Origin of the sequence: Corynebacterium sp. DNF00584, from assembly GCF_001552965.1 — a bacterium.
Lineage (GTDB): Bacteria > Actinomycetota > Actinomycetes > Mycobacteriales > Mycobacteriaceae > Corynebacterium > Corynebacterium phoceense.
On the sequence record NZ_KQ959762.1, the window covers coordinates 22,796 to 38,632 of the forward strand.

Consider the following 15,837-nt stretch of genomic DNA (forward strand, 5'->3'; position numbering starts at 1 on the left):
TACACACCACACGAAGTGGTGCGACCACGACACCGGCGAGCCCAGCAGGGCCGCGAGCGACGTGACGAGAACGAGCGCCGCTGGCTCGCGCAGCCGGATAAAGAGCGCGACTGCGAGCACAACGCCTAGAACCGCGACCCCCATGAGCCACCAGCCCTCGCCGAGGCCTAGCCGCTCCACGAATCCCCGCAGAGACTGATTGCCCGCATACGCCAAGGCACCAATCCTTTCCGAGTCGCGCAGCGTCGCGGTCCAATACTCCACCGAGTTCTCTGGACGCGGCAGCAGTCCCACCACCGAGCACGCCACGAAGCTTCCGATGCCCCCAGCCACGCCGCGCCAGTCGCGCCTGGCAAAGAAGTAGGCGAGGAAGACCGCCGGAGTGAGCTTGATGGCCATCGCCACGCCGGTGAGCCACCCGCGCCACCGTGCGACGCTGGGGGAGGGATGGACGGAGATAAAGAGGGCATCGGAAAGCACGAGCGCGGCGAGGAACACATTGATCTGCGCGAAGGAGAGGTTCTCGGTGAGTGGCTCGGTCCACGCGGCGGCCGCGGTGAGCAGGAGAGCGGTGCGTGGGTCGCGGACGAGGAGACGAATGCACCACCACAGCGCTGCGAGAGTCGCTGCATTCCACGCCAACGCGGCGAGCTGCCACGGCAGCGGCGCGAGGGGTGTGAAGACAAGCGCGGCGAATGGGGGATAGGTAAACGGCAGCTGCGTGCCGTCCACGGCGAAGACCTGGTCGTAGTAGGTCTCGCCGCTCAGGGCCGCGTGCCCGCCTGCCTGGTAGACGAGGAGATCGATGTGGTGGTGCCACGCGAGGCCCTCGCCGCGCAGCAGCGCCCCGGCGTCGACGGTGGCGAAGAGAAGAGCTGCAGCGAGCGCCAGCCAGGCGAGGACTATCATGAATGGGAATCTTAGCCCCAACGCGGGCGCGGCCGAATTCGCAGGCTAGAGTGGCTAGCGTGCGATACTTCTACGACACCGAGTTTATCGAGGACGGCCAGACCATCGAGTTGGTCTCCATCGGCATCGTGGCCGAGGACGGCCGCGAATACTACGCGGTGTCGACAGACTTTGATCCGGCGCGCGCTAACCCGTGGGTGCGCGAGCACGTGCTGGACAAGCTGCCCAGCCCCTCGGACAAGGTGTGGCGCTCGGCGGCACGCATCCGTGAGGAGGTTCTCGAGTTCCTCACCAGCGCGCCCACCCCGCCGCAGCTGTGGGCGTGGGTGGGCGACTACGACCACGTGCTCGTGGCCCAGCTCTGGGGCGATATGGCGGCGCTGCCGCGCGAGATTCCGCGCTATACCCGCGAGCTCAAGCAGTACTGGGAATTCGCCGGACGCCCCGCGCTGCCGCCGGTACCGGACGGCAACCACGACGCACTCGTGGACGCGCGCCACAACCTCGCGAAGTTCCACGCCTGCATGGAGGCGCTGCCGCTGTCGCCTGGCAACCGCGTGCTCTAGCGAATGTAACTGCCAGTTTATAGTTTCTATTTCCGCACCATGTGTCATAATGGCGGGGTGAGTTGGACAGTAGATATCCCTAAAGAAGCCCTGCCAGATCTCCCGCCGTTGCCTGATGGTATCGAGGAGGCCTTCCAGGACGTCATCTCCCGCGACGCGAAGCAACAGCCCAGCTGGGACCAGGCCCAGGCGGACAACGTCCGCAAGATCCTTGAGTCTGTGCCGCCCATCGTCGTGGCCCCTGAGATCGAAAACCTGAAGAAGCAATTGGCCGATGTCGCCTTGGGCAAGGCCTTCCTGCTCCAGGGCGGCGACTGCGCCGAGACTTTCGAGTCCAACACCGAGCCGCACATCCGCGGCAACATCAAGACCCTGCTGCAGATGGCCGTCGTGCTCACCTACGGCGCCTCGACCCCGGTGGTCAAGCTCGGCCGTATTGCTGGCCAGTACGCGAAGCCGCGTTCCTCGGACATCGACGGCGAGGGCCTGCTCAGCTACCGCGGCGACATCGTCAACGGCGTGGAGAACAACGAAGAGGCCCGCAAGCACGATCCGGCCCGCATGATTCGTGCCTACGCAAACTCCTCGGCCGCGATGAACCTCATCCGCGCGCTCACGTCCTCCGGCACGGCGGATCTCTACCGCCTGCACGAGTGGAACCGCGAGTTCGTCGCCAATTCCTCCGCCGGTGCGCGCTACCAGCAGCTGGCCAACGAGATTGAAAACGGCCTTAACTTCATGACGGCCTGCGGCGTGGACGACACGGTCCTGCGTGCAGCGGACATCTACTGCTCGCACGAGGCGCTCCTGCGCGACTACGAGCGCTCCATGCTGCGCCTGGGCAAGGACGCCAATGGCCAGACCAAGCTCTACGATCTCTCGGCTCACCAGGTTTGGATTGGCGAGCGCACCCGCGGTATCGACGACTTCCACGTTAACTTCGCCGCGCTTATCGGCAACCCAGTCGGCATCAAGCTCGGCCCGGGTGTTACCCCGGAGCAGGCCGTCGACTACGCGGAGAAGCTCGATCCGCTGCGCGAGCCCGGCCGCCTTACGATGATCGTGCGCATGGGCTACGACAAGATTCGTACCGTCCTGCCGCCCGTTGTCAAGGCCGTCGAAGAATCCGGCCACAAGGTCGTCTGGCAGTCCGACCCGATGCACGGCAACACCTTCACCGCCTCCAACGGCTACAAGACGCGCCACTTCGACAAGATCATCGACGAGGTCCAGGGCTTCTTCGAGGTCCACCGCCAGCTGGGCACCCACCCGGGCGGCATCCACCTCGAGTTCACCGGCGAGGACGTCACCGAGTGCCTCGGCGGAGCTGAGGACATCACCGAGGTCGATCTGCCGGGCCGCTACCAGTCCTTCGTGGACCCGCGCCTGAACACGCAGCAGTCCCTCGAGCTCGCCTTCCTCGTCGCGGAGATGCTCCGCCACCAGTAACGGCGCTGTGTGAGCCGGATTTCACGACAACGAAGCACCCAAAACCTGCCAGTTTTGGGTGCTTCGTTGTTCTGAAATCCGGTCCGGTTGCCGACCCCACCAGGCTGGGATAGCGTTGGCTTCATCATTCGGAGGGATCTCATGGGGGAGATATGTTGGAGCCACTATCGGGGTATGACACGAAAGAACTCGTGGGCATGGTCAACCGGGGAGAGGCCATTCGCGTCATGCGCGGGCTTTATCTTCGCGACGAGCCGAGGCCTTATGACCTTGCGGAACTCCTGTGCTTCCGTGACGAGAGGCTGGCGCTCGACGGCTACAGCACGGCACAGCTGTACCTGGGAAGCCCATTGACTTTTCCGCTGCGAGTCATGCGCGCATCCGCGGTAGGGGCGAGTCCCTACTACGAGGCGCGCCGCGCACGACCCAACGCGGCCTTTTCTCTGGGATACGTCCGTGCCTGCAACCCGCTCCAGGCGCTCGAAATTATGCCCGTGGAGCATGGCGTTGACTTTGTGGAGCGATTTTTCCGCGGACGTTCTGCGCGCGAGAACCTCGCGATGTGGGAGCGCTGCCTTGGCCGCATGCCAGCGCGCACACGGGATATCCTTGCCCACGCGTTCATCGGCACGGATAGCGTTCCAGAAAAGCGGCTCACGCAGGGACTACGCGATGCTGGACTGAAGGTCCTCAACAACGTGGATATCGGCCCCTATCGGTGGGATCTCGTGCTCGAGGCCGAGAGGATCGCCATCGAAGTCGACGGCTATCAGTATCACAAGGGCGAGGGCGTGCAGCGCTTCGAGATCGACCGACAGAAGCTCAACGACGCGGTCCACCGCGGTTGGCGCGCGCTGCACTTCACCGCGGCCACTATCGAACACCACTTAAACGTTGCGGTCAATCAAGTGAAGGCCATCGTCGAAGATAAACGCAACTATGTCCCCGGCCCGTGGAAGTGGCACCGCTATTTTTAGAATGATTAGCTGGATTTCAGAACAACGAAGCACCCAAAACCGCGCAGTTTTGGGTGCTTCGTTGTTCTGAAATCCGCTAAGCCAGAGGAGACGTTACATCGGCCACCAGAACACGGGGATGGTGCCGTAGTCGCCGGAGCCAAACCACCATCCGCCGACGCCCACGGCCAGCGCTGCGAGCGCGACCGCAGCGAGCCACAACCCGAACACGACTCCAGAGCGGTTCGAGTAGACCTGCGGCGCGGGTTCTTCCACGGCGGTGGCGACTTCTTCGGGCTCGTGGCGGGCAGTCGCCTCATAGGAGGGCGCGGGTGCGGGCGTGTTAAACGTGGGCTGGGGTAGCGGTGCTTCAACTGGAGCAGCGACCGGGTGCTGCGTGGGCATGTCGAGCTTGGTCTCGAAGCTCAAGCGCGGGTGCTCGTCCTCGGGCAGGGGCTCTGGGGCCATGACCGTCGTGGGATCCTCGGCTGGATTTCCTAGTACTTCGGTCGTGTCAGCAGGCAGGGTGCGGGTTGGCTCGAAGACATCGTCGCTGCGCACGCCCGTGAAGTCCGTGGGCTGCGCCGCCGTGCGCGCCGCCGCCGAGTTCTGGGGGACCGGAACTGTAAAGGCCGGCAACTCCAAGGACGCGGCGACATCGTCGAGTGCGGCGAGGAACTCTGCAGCGTCGGTGAACCGCTCCTCGGGCGCGCGGGCGGTGGCGCTGGCGACGAGGGCATCGAAGAGCGGGGGAATGCCGTCGATACGCGACGACGGCGCGGGGACGTCCGCGTTGAGACGCGAGGTCGCATGCGCGATAGGAGTGTCGCCGGAGAAAGGAACGTCGCCGGTAAGCAGCTCATATGCGACGATGCCGGTGGAGTAGACGTCCGTGGCTGGCGTGATATCTTCGCCCGTCACCTGCTCCGGCGCGAGGTAGGAGACGGTGCCCACGATGTGGTCGTTCGTCGCTTGCGCGTTGGAGGAACGTACTAAGCCGAAGTCGCCGAGTTTTACGCGGTGATCGGCATTAATGAGCACGTTATCAGGCTTGATGTCACGGTGGACGAGCCCGCGCGCATGGACGGCGGACAGCCCCGTGAGGACGGCGCGCAGCACGGCCGTGGCAGCGTGCGGGGGCATGGGGCCACGCTCGGCGAGGAGCTCGCGCAAGGTACCGCCGGTGATGAGCTCCATGATGAGGAAGACAGGATCGCCGTCCGCGGAGAAGTCGTGAATCGCCACGAGGTTGGGGTGAGACAGCTGCGCCATCGCGCGGGCCTCACGGCGGAAACGCTGCTGGAAAATCGGGTCACCAGCAAGGTGCTCGTGCATGACTTTGGCGGCCACCGCACGACCGAGGCGGAGGTCGACGCAGCGGTACACGGTGGACATGCCGCCGCGCGCGATGGGACGGTCAATGCGATAGCGTCCGTCCAGAATGTCGCCTACGGCCAAAGTACTCATGCGTTCCAGTATGGCCGATGTCCCTGCGAACAGTCGAACGCGTTAAGGTAGAGCGCGTGACTAATGACGCAAATTCTCAGCTCGCCGCCCTGCTGGCGGACGAAAAACTGCTCACCATGCCCGAGGTCGCGGACAAGCTTGGCATCGCCGTCACGCGCGTCCATGACCTGCTGCACGCGCACAAGCTTCTGGCGTACCGCGACGCCGAAGGCAAGCGCTGGGTTCCGGAGGCTTTCTTCAATGAGAAGGACGCAGTATCCAAGTACGTTTCGGGCTGCATTACGGTGCTCGCGGACGGTGGCTACACGGATGACGAGATTCTCGTCCACCTCTTCACCGAGGACGAGTCCCTGCCGGGCCGTCCCATCGATGGCCTCCACGGCCACCTTGCGCGCGAAGTCATTCGCCGCGCGCAGGCCTCGGCGTTCTAGCTTGCCGATGCCGCCGGTACCGGTGCCGCTGTCAGCGCTGCGCCGCGGGGCGTGTCCTGGAAGATCCACTCTGCGCACCACCAGGCCGCGATGGCGGCAGCGATGACCCACCACCAGTTGTAGAGCTGGTGGTTGCCGTCGCCGGAGAAGGACACGGCGACGAAGAAGCTGGCGGCCGTGGCGAGTTTCATCATCCAGCGCGGGGGACGCGCGACGCCGGCTACGGAGATGACGGACGCGTAATACCACGGCAGCGTCACCGAGTTGAAGACGAAGGCCACGCAGTAGGCGGCGGCCATGCCGAGCACGGCCGCGCGGCGGTCCTTGTAGGACAGACACCACACCACGACGAGCCCGAGAAGCATGAGCGCCATGGAGATGGTGCGCGCGACGCCGAGGACCCCGTTGTAGGTGACATCGGGGCTGAAGACCTGCATGATGGGCACGAGGATGTCTGTTGCCAGGGTGGGGGCGGCGAGCGGGTTGATGACCTTTGAGTTGCCGGTGATTTCGGACAGCCAGCCCCATGAGGAACCGGAGGCCCACGTGATGGCGGCGACGACGGCGATGGACTCGACGACGATGAGTACGCCGCCACCGAGGATTGCCGCGATGGGCTTTAACCAGTTGTCACGGGGTCGCGGGGCGAACGCGTGGATGAAGATCCACAGGATGAACGGCATGGCGAAGAACGCCGTGACCTTGAGAGCCGTGGCGACGGCGACGAGCGCGATGGCCGCGAGGAAGCGCTTGCGCAGCGCGAGGACGAGGCCGACGCTCACGAGGCCCACCATGACGGACTCGTTGTGCATGCCGCCGATGAGGTGGATGAGCATGACGGGATTGGCCACACCCAGCCACAGGGCGAGTGCTGGATTGCCGCCGAGTGCGCGGGCGATGTGAGGGACGGCCCAGGCAATGAGCGCGAAGCCGAGGACGGAGACGACCTTGTAGGCGATGACGCCAGCCGCCACGTTGTCGCCGACGACGGAGGTAATGATGTCGCCGGTCCACAGGTGCAGCGGGCCGTAGGGCGTGGTGGTGTTGCGCCAGTCGTGGGAGACCTCCAGCAAATACGGGCCGGGGTTGGCGGCGGCGCCCTGCTCGTACGGGTTGAAGCCGTCGCGGACCATGGCGCCCTGCATGAGATACGAGTACACGTCGCGTGAGGCGAGGGGCCCGGCGAAGAGAAGCGGGATGACCCAGCACCACAGCAGGCGCTGGACGCGGGGAACGACAGGCTCGGCAAGCTGGCGGTCCTGGGCGCGCAAGGTCGGTGCGACGAGGTGCCGCCCGGCAAGGACCCAGGCGTAGACGAGCGCGAAGATGCCTACCCAGAACAGAAGCATCGAAAGGTTGCGCCCGTGGCCGAACGCGATAAACGACAGGCCGAGGGCCTCGAGCGCGCCGCCGCGACTGCGCACGGCACCGCCGCCGAAGGACGCGGCCCACAGGATGACGGTGGCGGCGATGCCAACCCACAAAGGATTACGCCACCACGGCTGAGATGCGCCGTCGGACGCAGGAATGGGTTCTGCGGCGGACGCGTGTGCGACGCTCATGCGAGGAGACCGCCCTTAGCTCTTACGAGCCGTGGACTTGTGCGCGAGGCGCTCGAGTATCTCGGTGACCTCGGGCGCGACATTCGCCGACTGCAGGTGCTGAAGGCCGGAAGCCGTGAGCCGCGTGATGCGTTCTTCCAGCTGCTCGCGTGCGCCGGAGTCTGCGATGATCTGGGCCATGCGGGCGATATCGTCAGGATCGTCGGTCTGGCCGACGAGGCGGCGGAGGGTGGCTGCGGCGGTGGGATCGGCGGCATCGGCATGCTGGAGCGCGAGCGCGAGGAGGACGGTGCGCTTGCCTTCGCGCAGGTCGTCGCCGGCGGGTTTGCCGGTGACCTTCGGATCACCAAAGACGCCGAGCTCGTCGTCGCGGAGCTGGTACGCGATGCCGATGTCGCGGCCGTAACCGCGGAAAGCGGCGATGAGCTTGTTTGTGGCGCCGGCGATGGCCGCGCCGAGGTGGAGCGGGCGCTCGATGGTATACGCCGCCGTCTTGAAGCGGTTGACGTTTTCGGCAAGCTCGATGGACTCGCTGTTCGTGGCCTCCAAGTTGATGTCGAGGAGCTGGCCACCGATGACCTCGGTGCGCATGCCGCGCCACGGGGCGCGGGCGCGCTGGAGGGCCGCGGCGGAAAGGCCAGAGTCCGTCAACATGTCTTCGGCCCATACGAGCGCCATGTCGCCGGCGAGGATGGCTGCGGACTCGCCGTAGCGCGCGGAGTCGCCGCGCCAGTTGTGGTCGCGGTGCAGCTTCTCCAGCGAGCGGTGGACGGTGGGATTGCCGCGCCGGGTATCGGAGGCGTCCACGATGTCGTCGTGGATGAGCGCGCACGCCTGAATGAACTCGAGGGAGCTCGCCGCGCGCAGCATGGCGGCAGGATCCTCCTCGGCCTTGTCGAGGCCGCCCGCGCCGACAAAGCCAGCCCAGGCGTAGAGCGGGCGAATGCGCTTGCCGCCGTCGAGCACGAAAGACTCGAGGAAGGAGACGGCGTCGACGACCGGCTGGCCGATGGCCGCGATGTCGCTACGGCGACTGGTTAAGAAGGCATCGAGCGCGCCGCGGACGTCATCCGGGACCGATTCGAAAGACGGCGTGGCCGTGCCGCGGCCTGCGCCGTGCGGGGAAGCTGGAGTGGCATGTGCTGCGTTATTCACAGTGAACACCCTACCGTGTGGCCAAGGCCGAATTGGCGATAGTGGCCTAGCGGGCGGGCGCGTCCGGTTCGGGGCCGTCTGTGTTGGTCCCGGGGTAGGTCTCGGGCGCTCCCTCGAGCGGGAGCCGGGCAGCGAGGATGGCAAAGGGACGGTCGTCGCCGGGGTAGTGGAAGTTGCGCATGACGTCGTAGAAACCGGCGGCACGGTAGAGCCCGAACGCGCGGTTGGCCTCATCCGGAACCTCGGGCGTGGACAGCAGCGCGTAGCGTGCGGAGACGTCGCGGACGAGTTCATTGAGCATCGTGCGGCCTAATCCTTGACCTTGAGCAGCGGGAAGCACATGGATCTCGGCGACCTCGAAGTAGTGGCGCACGAGGTCCCAATCGTCGTCCGTGAGATCACGCTGGCTTTGCAGCCCCATGCGCAACTGGCGGTCCCACCACGTGCTCGAGTTGCCGAGGAAGCCGTAGGCGAGGCCTACGATAGCGTCCTCGTCTTCTGCGATGACGGCGGTAAAGCCGGGCTGGATGCAGTCGCGCCGCCACGCATCGATGCGATAGGGCATGACGGAGTCGGGGTAGCCCATGGCCTCGACATGGATATTGACGAGTACGGGCACGTATAACGCGAATTCCGTGGCACGTAGACGGCGGATGGTAAAGGTCACGTCTCTATGGAATCAAACTTCCCGCGACGGAGTGAACAAGGGGTGCGGCGGTTCGTTCGCACGGTCGCTGCCGCGGCGGTGTCGCGAGTCCCCAGAATTTCGAACATCGGCGAGCCTAATTCGAAAGTGGCCAGTGGAAACCCTTGATCCATTCGAACATGTGCACTAAAATGTGGAGTAGATGTTCGGACGGTTCGTAGAGTGTGCGTCATACAAGCCCGGATGGTTCGAATGTGGAGAACCGAATAATCAGAAATATCCACGGCGCGTAAGAAAGAGAGGAAGTCGTATCATGGCACAGATCATCTCCGCCGCTACGAGGTTTGCGGATGCTGGAAAGGCTGGTAAGCGTGTGCGCTTCCTGGCCCAGGGCTATGACTTGCTTGACCGTGCCCGTGTCGAGGCTTCCGCCGGAAAGTACGAGGAGGCGCTCGAATTCGTCTATCAGGCGGCACTGCGTACCGCTGGCGCGTGGGTTGCAAGTTCGCGCGTGGCCAAGCGCAAGCGTCTGCCGTCGAGCGCGTGGGAGCGTCTGGCGCTCGTGGGCGAGGATGCTCAGGAGTGGGCGGACAAGCTGAAGGCCTACTCGCGCACACGCTCGCGCGTCATCTCGGGTCTCGATGACTCGGTGGAGCCGGAGGTCGTGCTGGAGCTTATGGCTCTGGTGGGCGAGTTCCTCGCCGTGGTGGATGGAAACGACGCGCTGCCGTTCGCAGCCTAAGGTTGTGTTGCCTGCTGCACGCTCTGTTGAGTTGCGTGGCGGGCGGTCGGGTGCACGTATTATTGCGGTGCCTGACGCTCCATCCTGTGGCGTGGGTGTGAGCTGCTAAACGGAAATGGGGTTTCGGGAACTAACCCGATACTCTGGACGTTGGACTAGGTAGAAACCCACTTTTGGCCCCTAATTTGATCCGCAGGAGGAAGCTGTGTCTCTGTCTGAACAGGAAATGCGCACACTTCGTGAAATCGAGCAGTCGTTGATGGCTGATGATCCAAAGTTTAGTGCTGCAGTCACGGAGGCCTCCGCTACCGAAGGGGCGACGGGCCACGTCACGTTGCGTGGCGTCGCGCTCGTCGTAGTGGGCCTTGTTCTTCTTGTTGGCGGTGTGGCGCTGGCGCAGATGTCGTTGTGGTTCGTCGCGCTGTCTATCGTTGGCTTCCTCGTCATGTTCGGTGCGGGTGTGTGGATGCTCCGCGGCGACGCGAACGTGAGTTCGGTAGCAAAGACCTCGGCGCGCGGCGCATGGCAGAAGGCGCCAAAGCGGAATCCTCAGTCTGGCGGCATGGAAGATAAGTTCCGCAGCCGCTTCGAGCGCTAGTTCCCGCTTCTGGACTTTTCGCCCGGTCCCATCACTTCTGGTGAGGGGCCGGGATTTTTTATGCCGTTTTGTGGTCGGGGCAGGGGGCGGAGGCCACGGCGCCCCACTTTCACCCACTGCGCCCCCTGGTGACCACCATTCCCCACTTTGCCCCACCTAGGCCCGTGCACGGCGGAAACTCTATGTGGCGGTGCGCTGTAGAGACGTCGGCGCTGTAGTGAGAGAACAGGAAAGGCGCAGGTGGGGTGGGGGACGGGTGGTATCGGGAAGCTAGTGGGCAAGGTGGTGTGCATGGGGCGTGGGGGAGAGAAGTGGGGGCGATGTGGGTGGGGCACGGGAATTTGCCCCACCGAAAAATTTGCCGTCTGCCTGGGGTTTTTATAATTACAACGATGAAACACGGGGCTTGCGGTGTTGATGGTGGGGGAAAGTGGGGTAGAGTGGGGCGCAGCGGTGGAACGGAGGGTCGCGCACACGGCCTGAAGGACCATCACGAGAGGAACCGGAGTTCTCGAGAATTAGGAAGGTGGGCCCGGGATGTTTCTGGGAACCTACACTCCGAAGCTCGATGACAAAGGGCGGCTCACGCTCCCGGCGAAGTTCCGCGAGGACTTGGCTGGCGGGCTCATGGTGACGAAGGGGCAGGATCACTCTTTGGCGGTCTATCCGCGGGAAGAGTTCGCACAGCGGGCTCGGAAGGCGGCAGCTGTTTCGCGCACCAACCCGGAGGCACGTGCCTTCATTCGTAATCTCGCTGCGAGTGCGGATGAACAGCGTCCCGATGGAAACGGTCGCATCACCCTTTCGGCGGCACATCGCGACTATGCAGGCCTGACCAAGGAATGCGTCGTGATTGGCTCCGTGGATTTCCTTGAGATCTGGGACGCAGCCAAGTGGGCTGAGTATCAGGCCGCAACTGAAGATGCCTACTCGGCAGGCGACGCGGACGATGTCCTTGCTGGCTTGTTGTAAGGCGGATTGCAGAACTTCACAGTGCGTGTAAGGACTCTGCCCGAGGTGGATGCTCTGGTGTACTTCCCCGATATCAGAAACCTGCCTCGGACAGGGCTCTATACGCACTTTCTTTATAACGTCTACAGCTTAAAAATTTCACACAATCTTTTAAGCGGGCTGACGGTCCACACGTCACACGAGACGACGCGGTAGGAAAGGGGGCACGGCCCGAAATGACCGAGAACTACGACATCCTGGCTAATCACGGCCATGTCCCAGTCATGCGCGAACGCATGGCGCAGCTCATCGCGCCGGCTGTCGAAGCCGCGGGGGAGACCGCCGTACTTGTCGACGGCACCCTGGGTGCTGGCGGACACACGGAGTATTTCCTGAAGACGTTCCCGCAGCTGCGCGTTGTGGGCGTCGACCGCGACTCGGCTTCTTTGGCGGCGGCACGGGAGCGGCTGGCCGGTTTCGGCGAGCGTTTCGTGGGCGTGAATGCCCGCTTCGATGACTTGGGCGCGGCCATTGCGGCAGGCGAGGGGCCTGTCTTTGAGACGGCGCGTGAGCACGGTTTGGCGGCCGGCTTTTTTGATCTGGGCGTCTCGTCTATGCAGCTCGACCAGGTGGAGCGCGGCTTTGCGTACCGTACGGACGCACCGCTGGACATGCGCATGGATCCGTCCCAGCCCGTGACGGCCGCGGACGTGCTCAACACGTACTCGCATGGCGAGTTGGCGCGTATTCTCAAGACCTACGGCGACGAGCGCTTCGCTGGCAAGATTGCCTCGGCGGTCCTGCGCGAGCGCGAGAAGGAACCATTCACCACGTCCGCGCGCCTGGTGGAGCTGCTCTACGCCACCATCCCGGCGGCGACGCGTCGCACCGGTGGGCACCCGGCGAAGCGCACGTTCCAGGCGCTGCGCGTGGAGGTCAACCGAGAGCTGGAGGCCATCGAGCAGGTTATTCCCGTCGTGACGGATGCCCTGCGCGTGGGCGGGCGTGCGGTCTTCATGAGCTACCAGTCCCTCGAGGACCGGATTGTGAAGGCAGCGTTCAAGGAGCTGTCCACGTCCACCACGCCGCCGGGGCTGCCCATGGATCTGCCGGGCACCGCGGCCCACTTCACCGTCATCACGCGTGGGTCGGAGAAGGCGAGCGAAGCGGAGATTGCTGAGAACTCCCGCGCAGCTTCCGTCCGCGTGCGGGCGCTGGAACGCCTCGACGGCGAACTTTCCTTCCACGGGCCGGAACCCGTCCGCGAGGGAGGGCGGCGATGAGCCGGACAGACCGACTGCACACCACCGAGACCAACCACATGACCACGAGCACGAGAAAGGCACCGCAGACCATGGGCGCGAGCAGGGACTACACTGCAGCCAACGACCAGCGCTGGGGTCAGACCGCGACCCTGGTTGAAGATCGTGGCGTCTCCACGCGCAGCGAATCCCCGCGGCGCCGTGGTGGCCGCGCGCGTTCTTTGCGCTTCGAGCGCGGAATGACCACTGCGCCGCAACGCACCGAGCGTTTGTCCGCGGAAGATGGCGGTGCGAAGACTGCACTGCTTCCTTCGCGAACGTCGCCGGCGCCGCGCGTGCGCAAGGGCCGTCCGCAGCGCGTGGGCTCCCAGCAGGTGCTCACGCACCGCGGCCGCCGCATTGGCACCGTCCAGCGCGTCAGCCCCTTTGCGAAGACCTCGTTCTACGCGCTCGCGCTGCTGCTCGGCGGCGTGTTTATCGCCATGGGGCTCTCCGGCCTGTCCACAGCGCAGACCTTCAAGATTCAGCAGCTTTCCGTCCAAGAGAACACGCTGGACAATCAACTTGAGACCCTCAATCGTGACCTCGAGGACGTGCGTTCCTCGGCGGACGTGGCGCGCCGCGCCGCGGAAGATTCCATGGGTGTTCCGGCCCAGGCGGGAATCGTTGAGGTCCAAGAAAACGGCGACATTGCCGAGCGCCGCCCGGCAGAACCGGAAACGGACTCTATTATCGATGTCAACGGTGCGCCGGTTCGACCGGGCCAGGCATCGAGCGACCCGAACGAGACCGAGGATGTCAACGGCAACCTCAACGCGGTCCCGCAAGGAACGCAGTCCGTGCAGGCTCCGCAAGGCCAGCAGGCTTACCAGGCGCCCTACGCGGCGCGTCGGACCAACTAATCCGGTTGGCTTAAGGCACGCTAATGCGCGGGTGCATGCCCGCGCGTTTTCTGTATTTACCAAGCAGAACAACGCGGCGCAGACGTTAATGGCAGTTCAGTGATAGACAGGTGGCGAAAGAAACTGGTGACTCCGTCGAATTCGTCGAATTCCCGCGGCGGCGCGGGCCGCGGGTCCCGCCGTACACGCGGTGGACGCCCGTCTGCGCAGCACACCTCGCGCGGTGGTGCGGCACAGCATAGGCCACAACAGGTGCCACAGGGACGTCGCGAGTTTCAACAGGCCCAGTCCCGCCGCGATGCGGCGCGGAGGAAAGCGAATGTCCGCAAGGACCAAGCCACCCTTATGCGCCACCGCGTGCGCCAGGTCATGGCCGTGCTCATTCTCGCCGCGGTGGTTATTGGTGGACGCTTGGGCTGGGTGCAGCTCAAGTGGGGCCCAGCGCTTGCGGATCAGGCAGTCGCGCAGCGCCAGCGCGTGTACATCGATCCTGCCCGGCGTGGCACCATCACGGATCACGAGGGCCAGATGCTCGCGTACACCATGCAAGCCCGGTCGTTGACCGTCTCGCCCACGCGCTTGCGTGAGGAGCTTGCTCAGCAAGAAGAAAACACCATGTACCAGGACGGCTCTGCTGACGGCCTGGACGAGAAGGCGCTGAAGGACAAGGTCGATGACCGCGTCGCTGCGCGCCTGCAGGACATGGCCTCCGGCATTCCGCAGAAGATTAAGGACGCCGGCCGCGAGATTGAGGGCGTCGACGCCAAGGACATTCTGAAAAAGCTCAAGGCGGATACGCAGTATGAGGTCCTCGTGCGCAACGTGGACCCGGACGTTGCCGTTGAGATTGCCAACACGTACCACGGCGTCGCCGCGGACCACCAAGCCATCCGTCAGTACCCGAACGGCTCCATCGCAGAAAACGTGGTGGGCAAGGTGTCCATGGACGGCACCGGCCAGTTTGGTCTGGAGGCTTCGAGCGACGGCAAGCTGGCCGGCCGTGATGGCCGCTCGACGGAGGACGTCTCCGCGGACGGCCAGGCCATCCCGGGCACGTTGCGTGACCAGACGGAGGCGCAGGACGGCATGAGCATCGAGCTCACCCTCGACCTGGACCTTCAGACCTTCGTCCAGCAAAAGCTGGAGAAGGCCGTGGGCAACTCCAAGGCGAAGGGCGGTCAAGCCGTCGTCCTGGATTCGGCGACGGGCGAGGTCCTCGCCATGGCGAATACCGGCACCATCGACCCGAATAAGGACATCGATAAGCAGCTCGAAGAGGGCAAGGACTTTGAAAACAAGTCCATCTCTTACCCCTTCGAGCCGGGGTCGGTAGCCAAGATCATTACCGCCGCGGCCGCCATCCAGGAAAGCCTCACGACCCCGGAGGAAGTCCACCAGGTCCCGGGCAGCATCGACATGGCTGGCGTCACGGTTGCCGACGCGTGGCAGCACGGCGTCGAGCCGTACACCACGACGGGCATCTTCGGTAAGTCCTCCAACGTGGGCACGCTCATGCTCGCGGAGAAGCTCGGCCAGAAAAAATTCGCCGAGTACCTCGAGGCCTTCGGCCTGGGACAGGTCACCGGCGTCGAGCTGCCTAATGAGTCTGCGGGCATCGTCCCAGACCAATCCCAGTGGTCTGGCGGCACCTTCGCCAACCTGCCGATCGGCCAGGGCATGTCGTGGACGGCGCTCCAGCTCGCGAGCGTCTACCAGACCCTCGCGAACGGCGGCGAGCGCATCGAGCCACGCATCGTGGCGAAGATGACCACCGCCGAGGGCGATGAGATCAAGCAAGACGAGCCGAAGCATACGCAGGTCGTGAGCCCGGAGACCGCCAAGACCGTCGTGGACATGTTCCGCGCCGTGTTCCAGTCGGACCCGCAGGGCTACCAAAACGGCACAGCCCAGGGCAATGACATTGAGGGCTACCAGCTCTCCGGCAAGACGGGCACGGCCCAGCAGGTCGACGAGGAGACCGGTGCGTACTCCAATTCGAATTACTGGATTACGTTTGCTGGCATAGCGCCTGCGGATGAGCCGCGCTTCGTCGTGTCCATCATGCTCGACCGCCCGCAGTCGGGCGTCAACGACAACGGCTCGGGCGGACAGTCCGCCGCGCCGGTGTTCAAGGACATCGCCGAGTGGCTCATCGCGCGCGACAATATCCCGCCGTCACCGGAGGCCAAGCCGCTTGTGCTCCGCCAGCAGTAAAGGCAGTACTACAGGCAGCAGGCACGG

General features: G+C 64.5%; 14 protein-coding genes and 1 pseudogene. 10 read left to right on the forward strand and 5 right to left on the reverse strand.

All coding sequences use genetic code 11. The features are described from left to right. Positions 1-45: 45 nt before the first annotated feature. Positions 46-909, reverse strand: a pseudogene (locus HMPREF0307_RS13335) (glycosyltransferase 87 family protein); the annotation flags it as partial. Between the two features lie 59 nt (positions 910-968). On the opposite strand from HMPREF0307_RS13335, the gene HMPREF0307_RS09095 reads away from it, so the two are divergent. The 3 genes from HMPREF0307_RS09095 (at position 969) to HMPREF0307_RS09105 (ending at position 3,901) form a co-directional block, all read left to right on the forward strand. Then, on the forward strand, positions 969-1,475 hold the full coding sequence (locus HMPREF0307_RS09095) for a polyadenylate-specific 3'-exoribonuclease AS (protein ID WP_066492014.1): 507 nt from the start codon (positions 969-971) through the stop codon (positions 1,473-1,475). 57 nt (positions 1,476-1,532) lie between these two features. Then, positions 1,533-2,924 carry a class II 3-deoxy-7-phosphoheptulonate synthase gene (locus HMPREF0307_RS09100; protein ID WP_066492015.1) on the forward strand — a complete coding sequence of 464 codons (1,392 nt, stop codon included), beginning with the start codon at positions 1,533-1,535 and terminating at the stop codon, positions 2,922-2,924. 152 nt (positions 2,925-3,076) lie between these two features. Then, a complete protein-coding gene (locus HMPREF0307_RS09105; RefSeq protein ID WP_231725132.1) occupies positions 3,077-3,901 on the forward strand; it encodes an endonuclease domain-containing protein in 825 nt (274 codons plus the stop codon). A gap of 93 nt (positions 3,902-3,994) precedes the next feature. Here the strand turns inward: HMPREF0307_RS09105 and HMPREF0307_RS09110 are convergent, their stop codons facing one another. Continuing rightward, positions 3,995-5,347, reverse strand: a complete 1,353-nt coding sequence (locus HMPREF0307_RS09110; RefSeq protein WP_066492018.1) for a protein kinase domain-containing protein — start codon at positions 5,345-5,347, stop codon at positions 3,995-3,997. Positions 5,348-5,364: 17 nt separating this feature from the next. Between HMPREF0307_RS09110 and HMPREF0307_RS09115 the strand changes: the two genes are divergently transcribed. Further along, positions 5,365-5,778 carry an Rv2175c family DNA-binding protein gene (locus tag HMPREF0307_RS09115; RefSeq protein ID WP_066492020.1) on the forward strand — a complete coding sequence of 138 codons (414 nt, stop codon included), beginning with the start codon at positions 5,365-5,367 and terminating at the stop codon, positions 5,776-5,778. Here HMPREF0307_RS09115 and HMPREF0307_RS09120 read toward each other — a convergent pair. Genes HMPREF0307_RS09120 through HMPREF0307_RS09130 form a run of 3 tightly spaced genes read right to left on the reverse strand, consistent with a single transcriptional unit; the run spans position 5,775 to position 9,162 of the window. Then, a complete protein-coding gene (locus HMPREF0307_RS09120) occupies positions 5,775-7,340 on the reverse strand; it encodes an alpha-(1->6)-mannopyranosyltransferase A (RefSeq protein WP_082723303.1) in 1,566 nt (521 codons plus the stop codon). The genes HMPREF0307_RS09115 and HMPREF0307_RS09120 overlap by 4 nt on opposite strands. A 15-nt stretch (positions 7,341-7,355) precedes the next feature. Beyond that, positions 7,356-8,495, reverse strand: a complete 1,140-nt coding sequence (locus HMPREF0307_RS09125; RefSeq protein WP_066492025.1) for a polyprenyl synthetase family protein — start codon at positions 8,493-8,495, stop codon at positions 7,356-7,358. A gap of 46 nt (positions 8,496-8,541) precedes the next feature. Continuing rightward, positions 8,542-9,162 carry a GNAT family N-acetyltransferase gene (locus tag HMPREF0307_RS09130; protein WP_068801921.1) on the reverse strand — a complete coding sequence of 207 codons (621 nt, stop codon included), beginning with the start codon at positions 9,160-9,162 and terminating at the stop codon, positions 8,542-8,544. Positions 9,163-9,454: 292 nt separating this feature from the next. Here HMPREF0307_RS09130 and HMPREF0307_RS09135 point away from each other — a divergent pair, with 292 nt between their 5' ends. The 6 genes from HMPREF0307_RS09135 to HMPREF0307_RS09160 all read left to right on the forward strand — a co-directional run bounded on the left by HMPREF0307_RS09135 (position 9,455) and on the right by HMPREF0307_RS09160 (position 15,810). Then, positions 9,455-9,883 (forward strand): SAV_6107 family HEPN domain-containing protein, encoded by a 429-nt coding sequence (locus tag HMPREF0307_RS09135; protein WP_066492028.1) that lies wholly within the window; start codon positions 9,455-9,457, stop codon positions 9,881-9,883. 205 nt (positions 9,884-10,088) lie between these two features. Further along, the gene (locus HMPREF0307_RS09140; protein WP_066492030.1) at positions 10,089-10,481 is read left to right on the forward strand and encodes a DUF3040 domain-containing protein; all 393 of its coding nucleotides are present in this window, start codon (positions 10,089-10,091) and stop codon (positions 10,479-10,481) included. A gap of 537 nt (positions 10,482-11,018) precedes the next feature. After that, the gene (mraZ, locus tag HMPREF0307_RS09145; RefSeq protein ID WP_066492033.1) at positions 11,019-11,453 is read left to right on the forward strand and encodes a division/cell wall cluster transcriptional repressor MraZ; all 435 of its coding nucleotides are present in this window, start codon (positions 11,019-11,021) and stop codon (positions 11,451-11,453) included. A gap of 215 nt (positions 11,454-11,668) precedes the next feature. Further along, positions 11,669-12,715, forward strand: coding sequence for a 16S rRNA (cytosine(1402)-N(4))-methyltransferase RsmH (gene rsmH, locus HMPREF0307_RS09150; RefSeq protein WP_066492044.1), 1,047 nt, complete (start codon positions 11,669-11,671; stop codon positions 12,713-12,715). Continuing rightward, positions 12,712-13,596, forward strand: a complete 885-nt coding sequence (locus HMPREF0307_RS13340; protein ID WP_230384055.1) for a cell division protein FtsL — start codon at positions 12,712-12,714, stop codon at positions 13,594-13,596. Before rsmH ends, HMPREF0307_RS13340 begins: the two co-directional genes overlap by 4 nt. Before the next feature lie 345 nt (positions 13,597-13,941). Beyond that, complete coding sequence (locus HMPREF0307_RS09160; RefSeq protein ID WP_066492046.1) at positions 13,942-15,810, forward strand: peptidoglycan D,D-transpeptidase FtsI family protein; 1,869 nt, start codon at positions 13,942-13,944, stop codon at positions 15,808-15,810. The last annotated feature ends 27 nt before the right edge of the window (positions 15,811-15,837 follow it).

Bases quoted from the DNA above. Each gene is read 5' to 3' on its own strand.
- mraZ (WP_066492033.1), top strand. From the start codon at position 11,019: ATGTTTCTGGGAACCTACACTCCGAAGCTCGATGACAAAGGGCGGCTC.
- rsmH (WP_066492044.1), top strand. From the start codon at position 11,669: ATGACCGAGAACTACGACATCCTGGCTAATCACGGCCATGTCCCAGTC.
- HMPREF0307_RS09110 (WP_066492018.1), bottom strand. From the start codon at position 5,347: ATGAGTACTTTGGCCGTAGGCGACATTCTGGACGGACGCTATCGCATT.
- HMPREF0307_RS09115 (WP_066492020.1), top strand. From the start codon at position 5,365: ATGTCCCTGCGAACAGTCGAACGCGTTAAGGTAGAGCGCGTGACTAAT.
- HMPREF0307_RS09105 (WP_231725132.1), top strand. From the start codon at position 3,077: ATGTTGGAGCCACTATCGGGGTATGACACGAAAGAACTCGTGGGCATG.
- HMPREF0307_RS09120 (WP_082723303.1), bottom strand. From the start codon at position 7,340: ATGAGCGTCGCACACGCGTCCGCCGCAGAACCCATTCCTGCGTCCGAC.
- HMPREF0307_RS13340 (WP_230384055.1), top strand. From the start codon at position 12,712: ATGAGCCGGACAGACCGACTGCACACCACCGAGACCAACCACATGACC.
- HMPREF0307_RS09160 (WP_066492046.1), top strand. From the start codon at position 13,942: ATGCGCCACCGCGTGCGCCAGGTCATGGCCGTGCTCATTCTCGCCGCG.
- HMPREF0307_RS09135 (WP_066492028.1), top strand. From the start codon at position 9,455: ATGGCACAGATCATCTCCGCCGCTACGAGGTTTGCGGATGCTGGAAAG.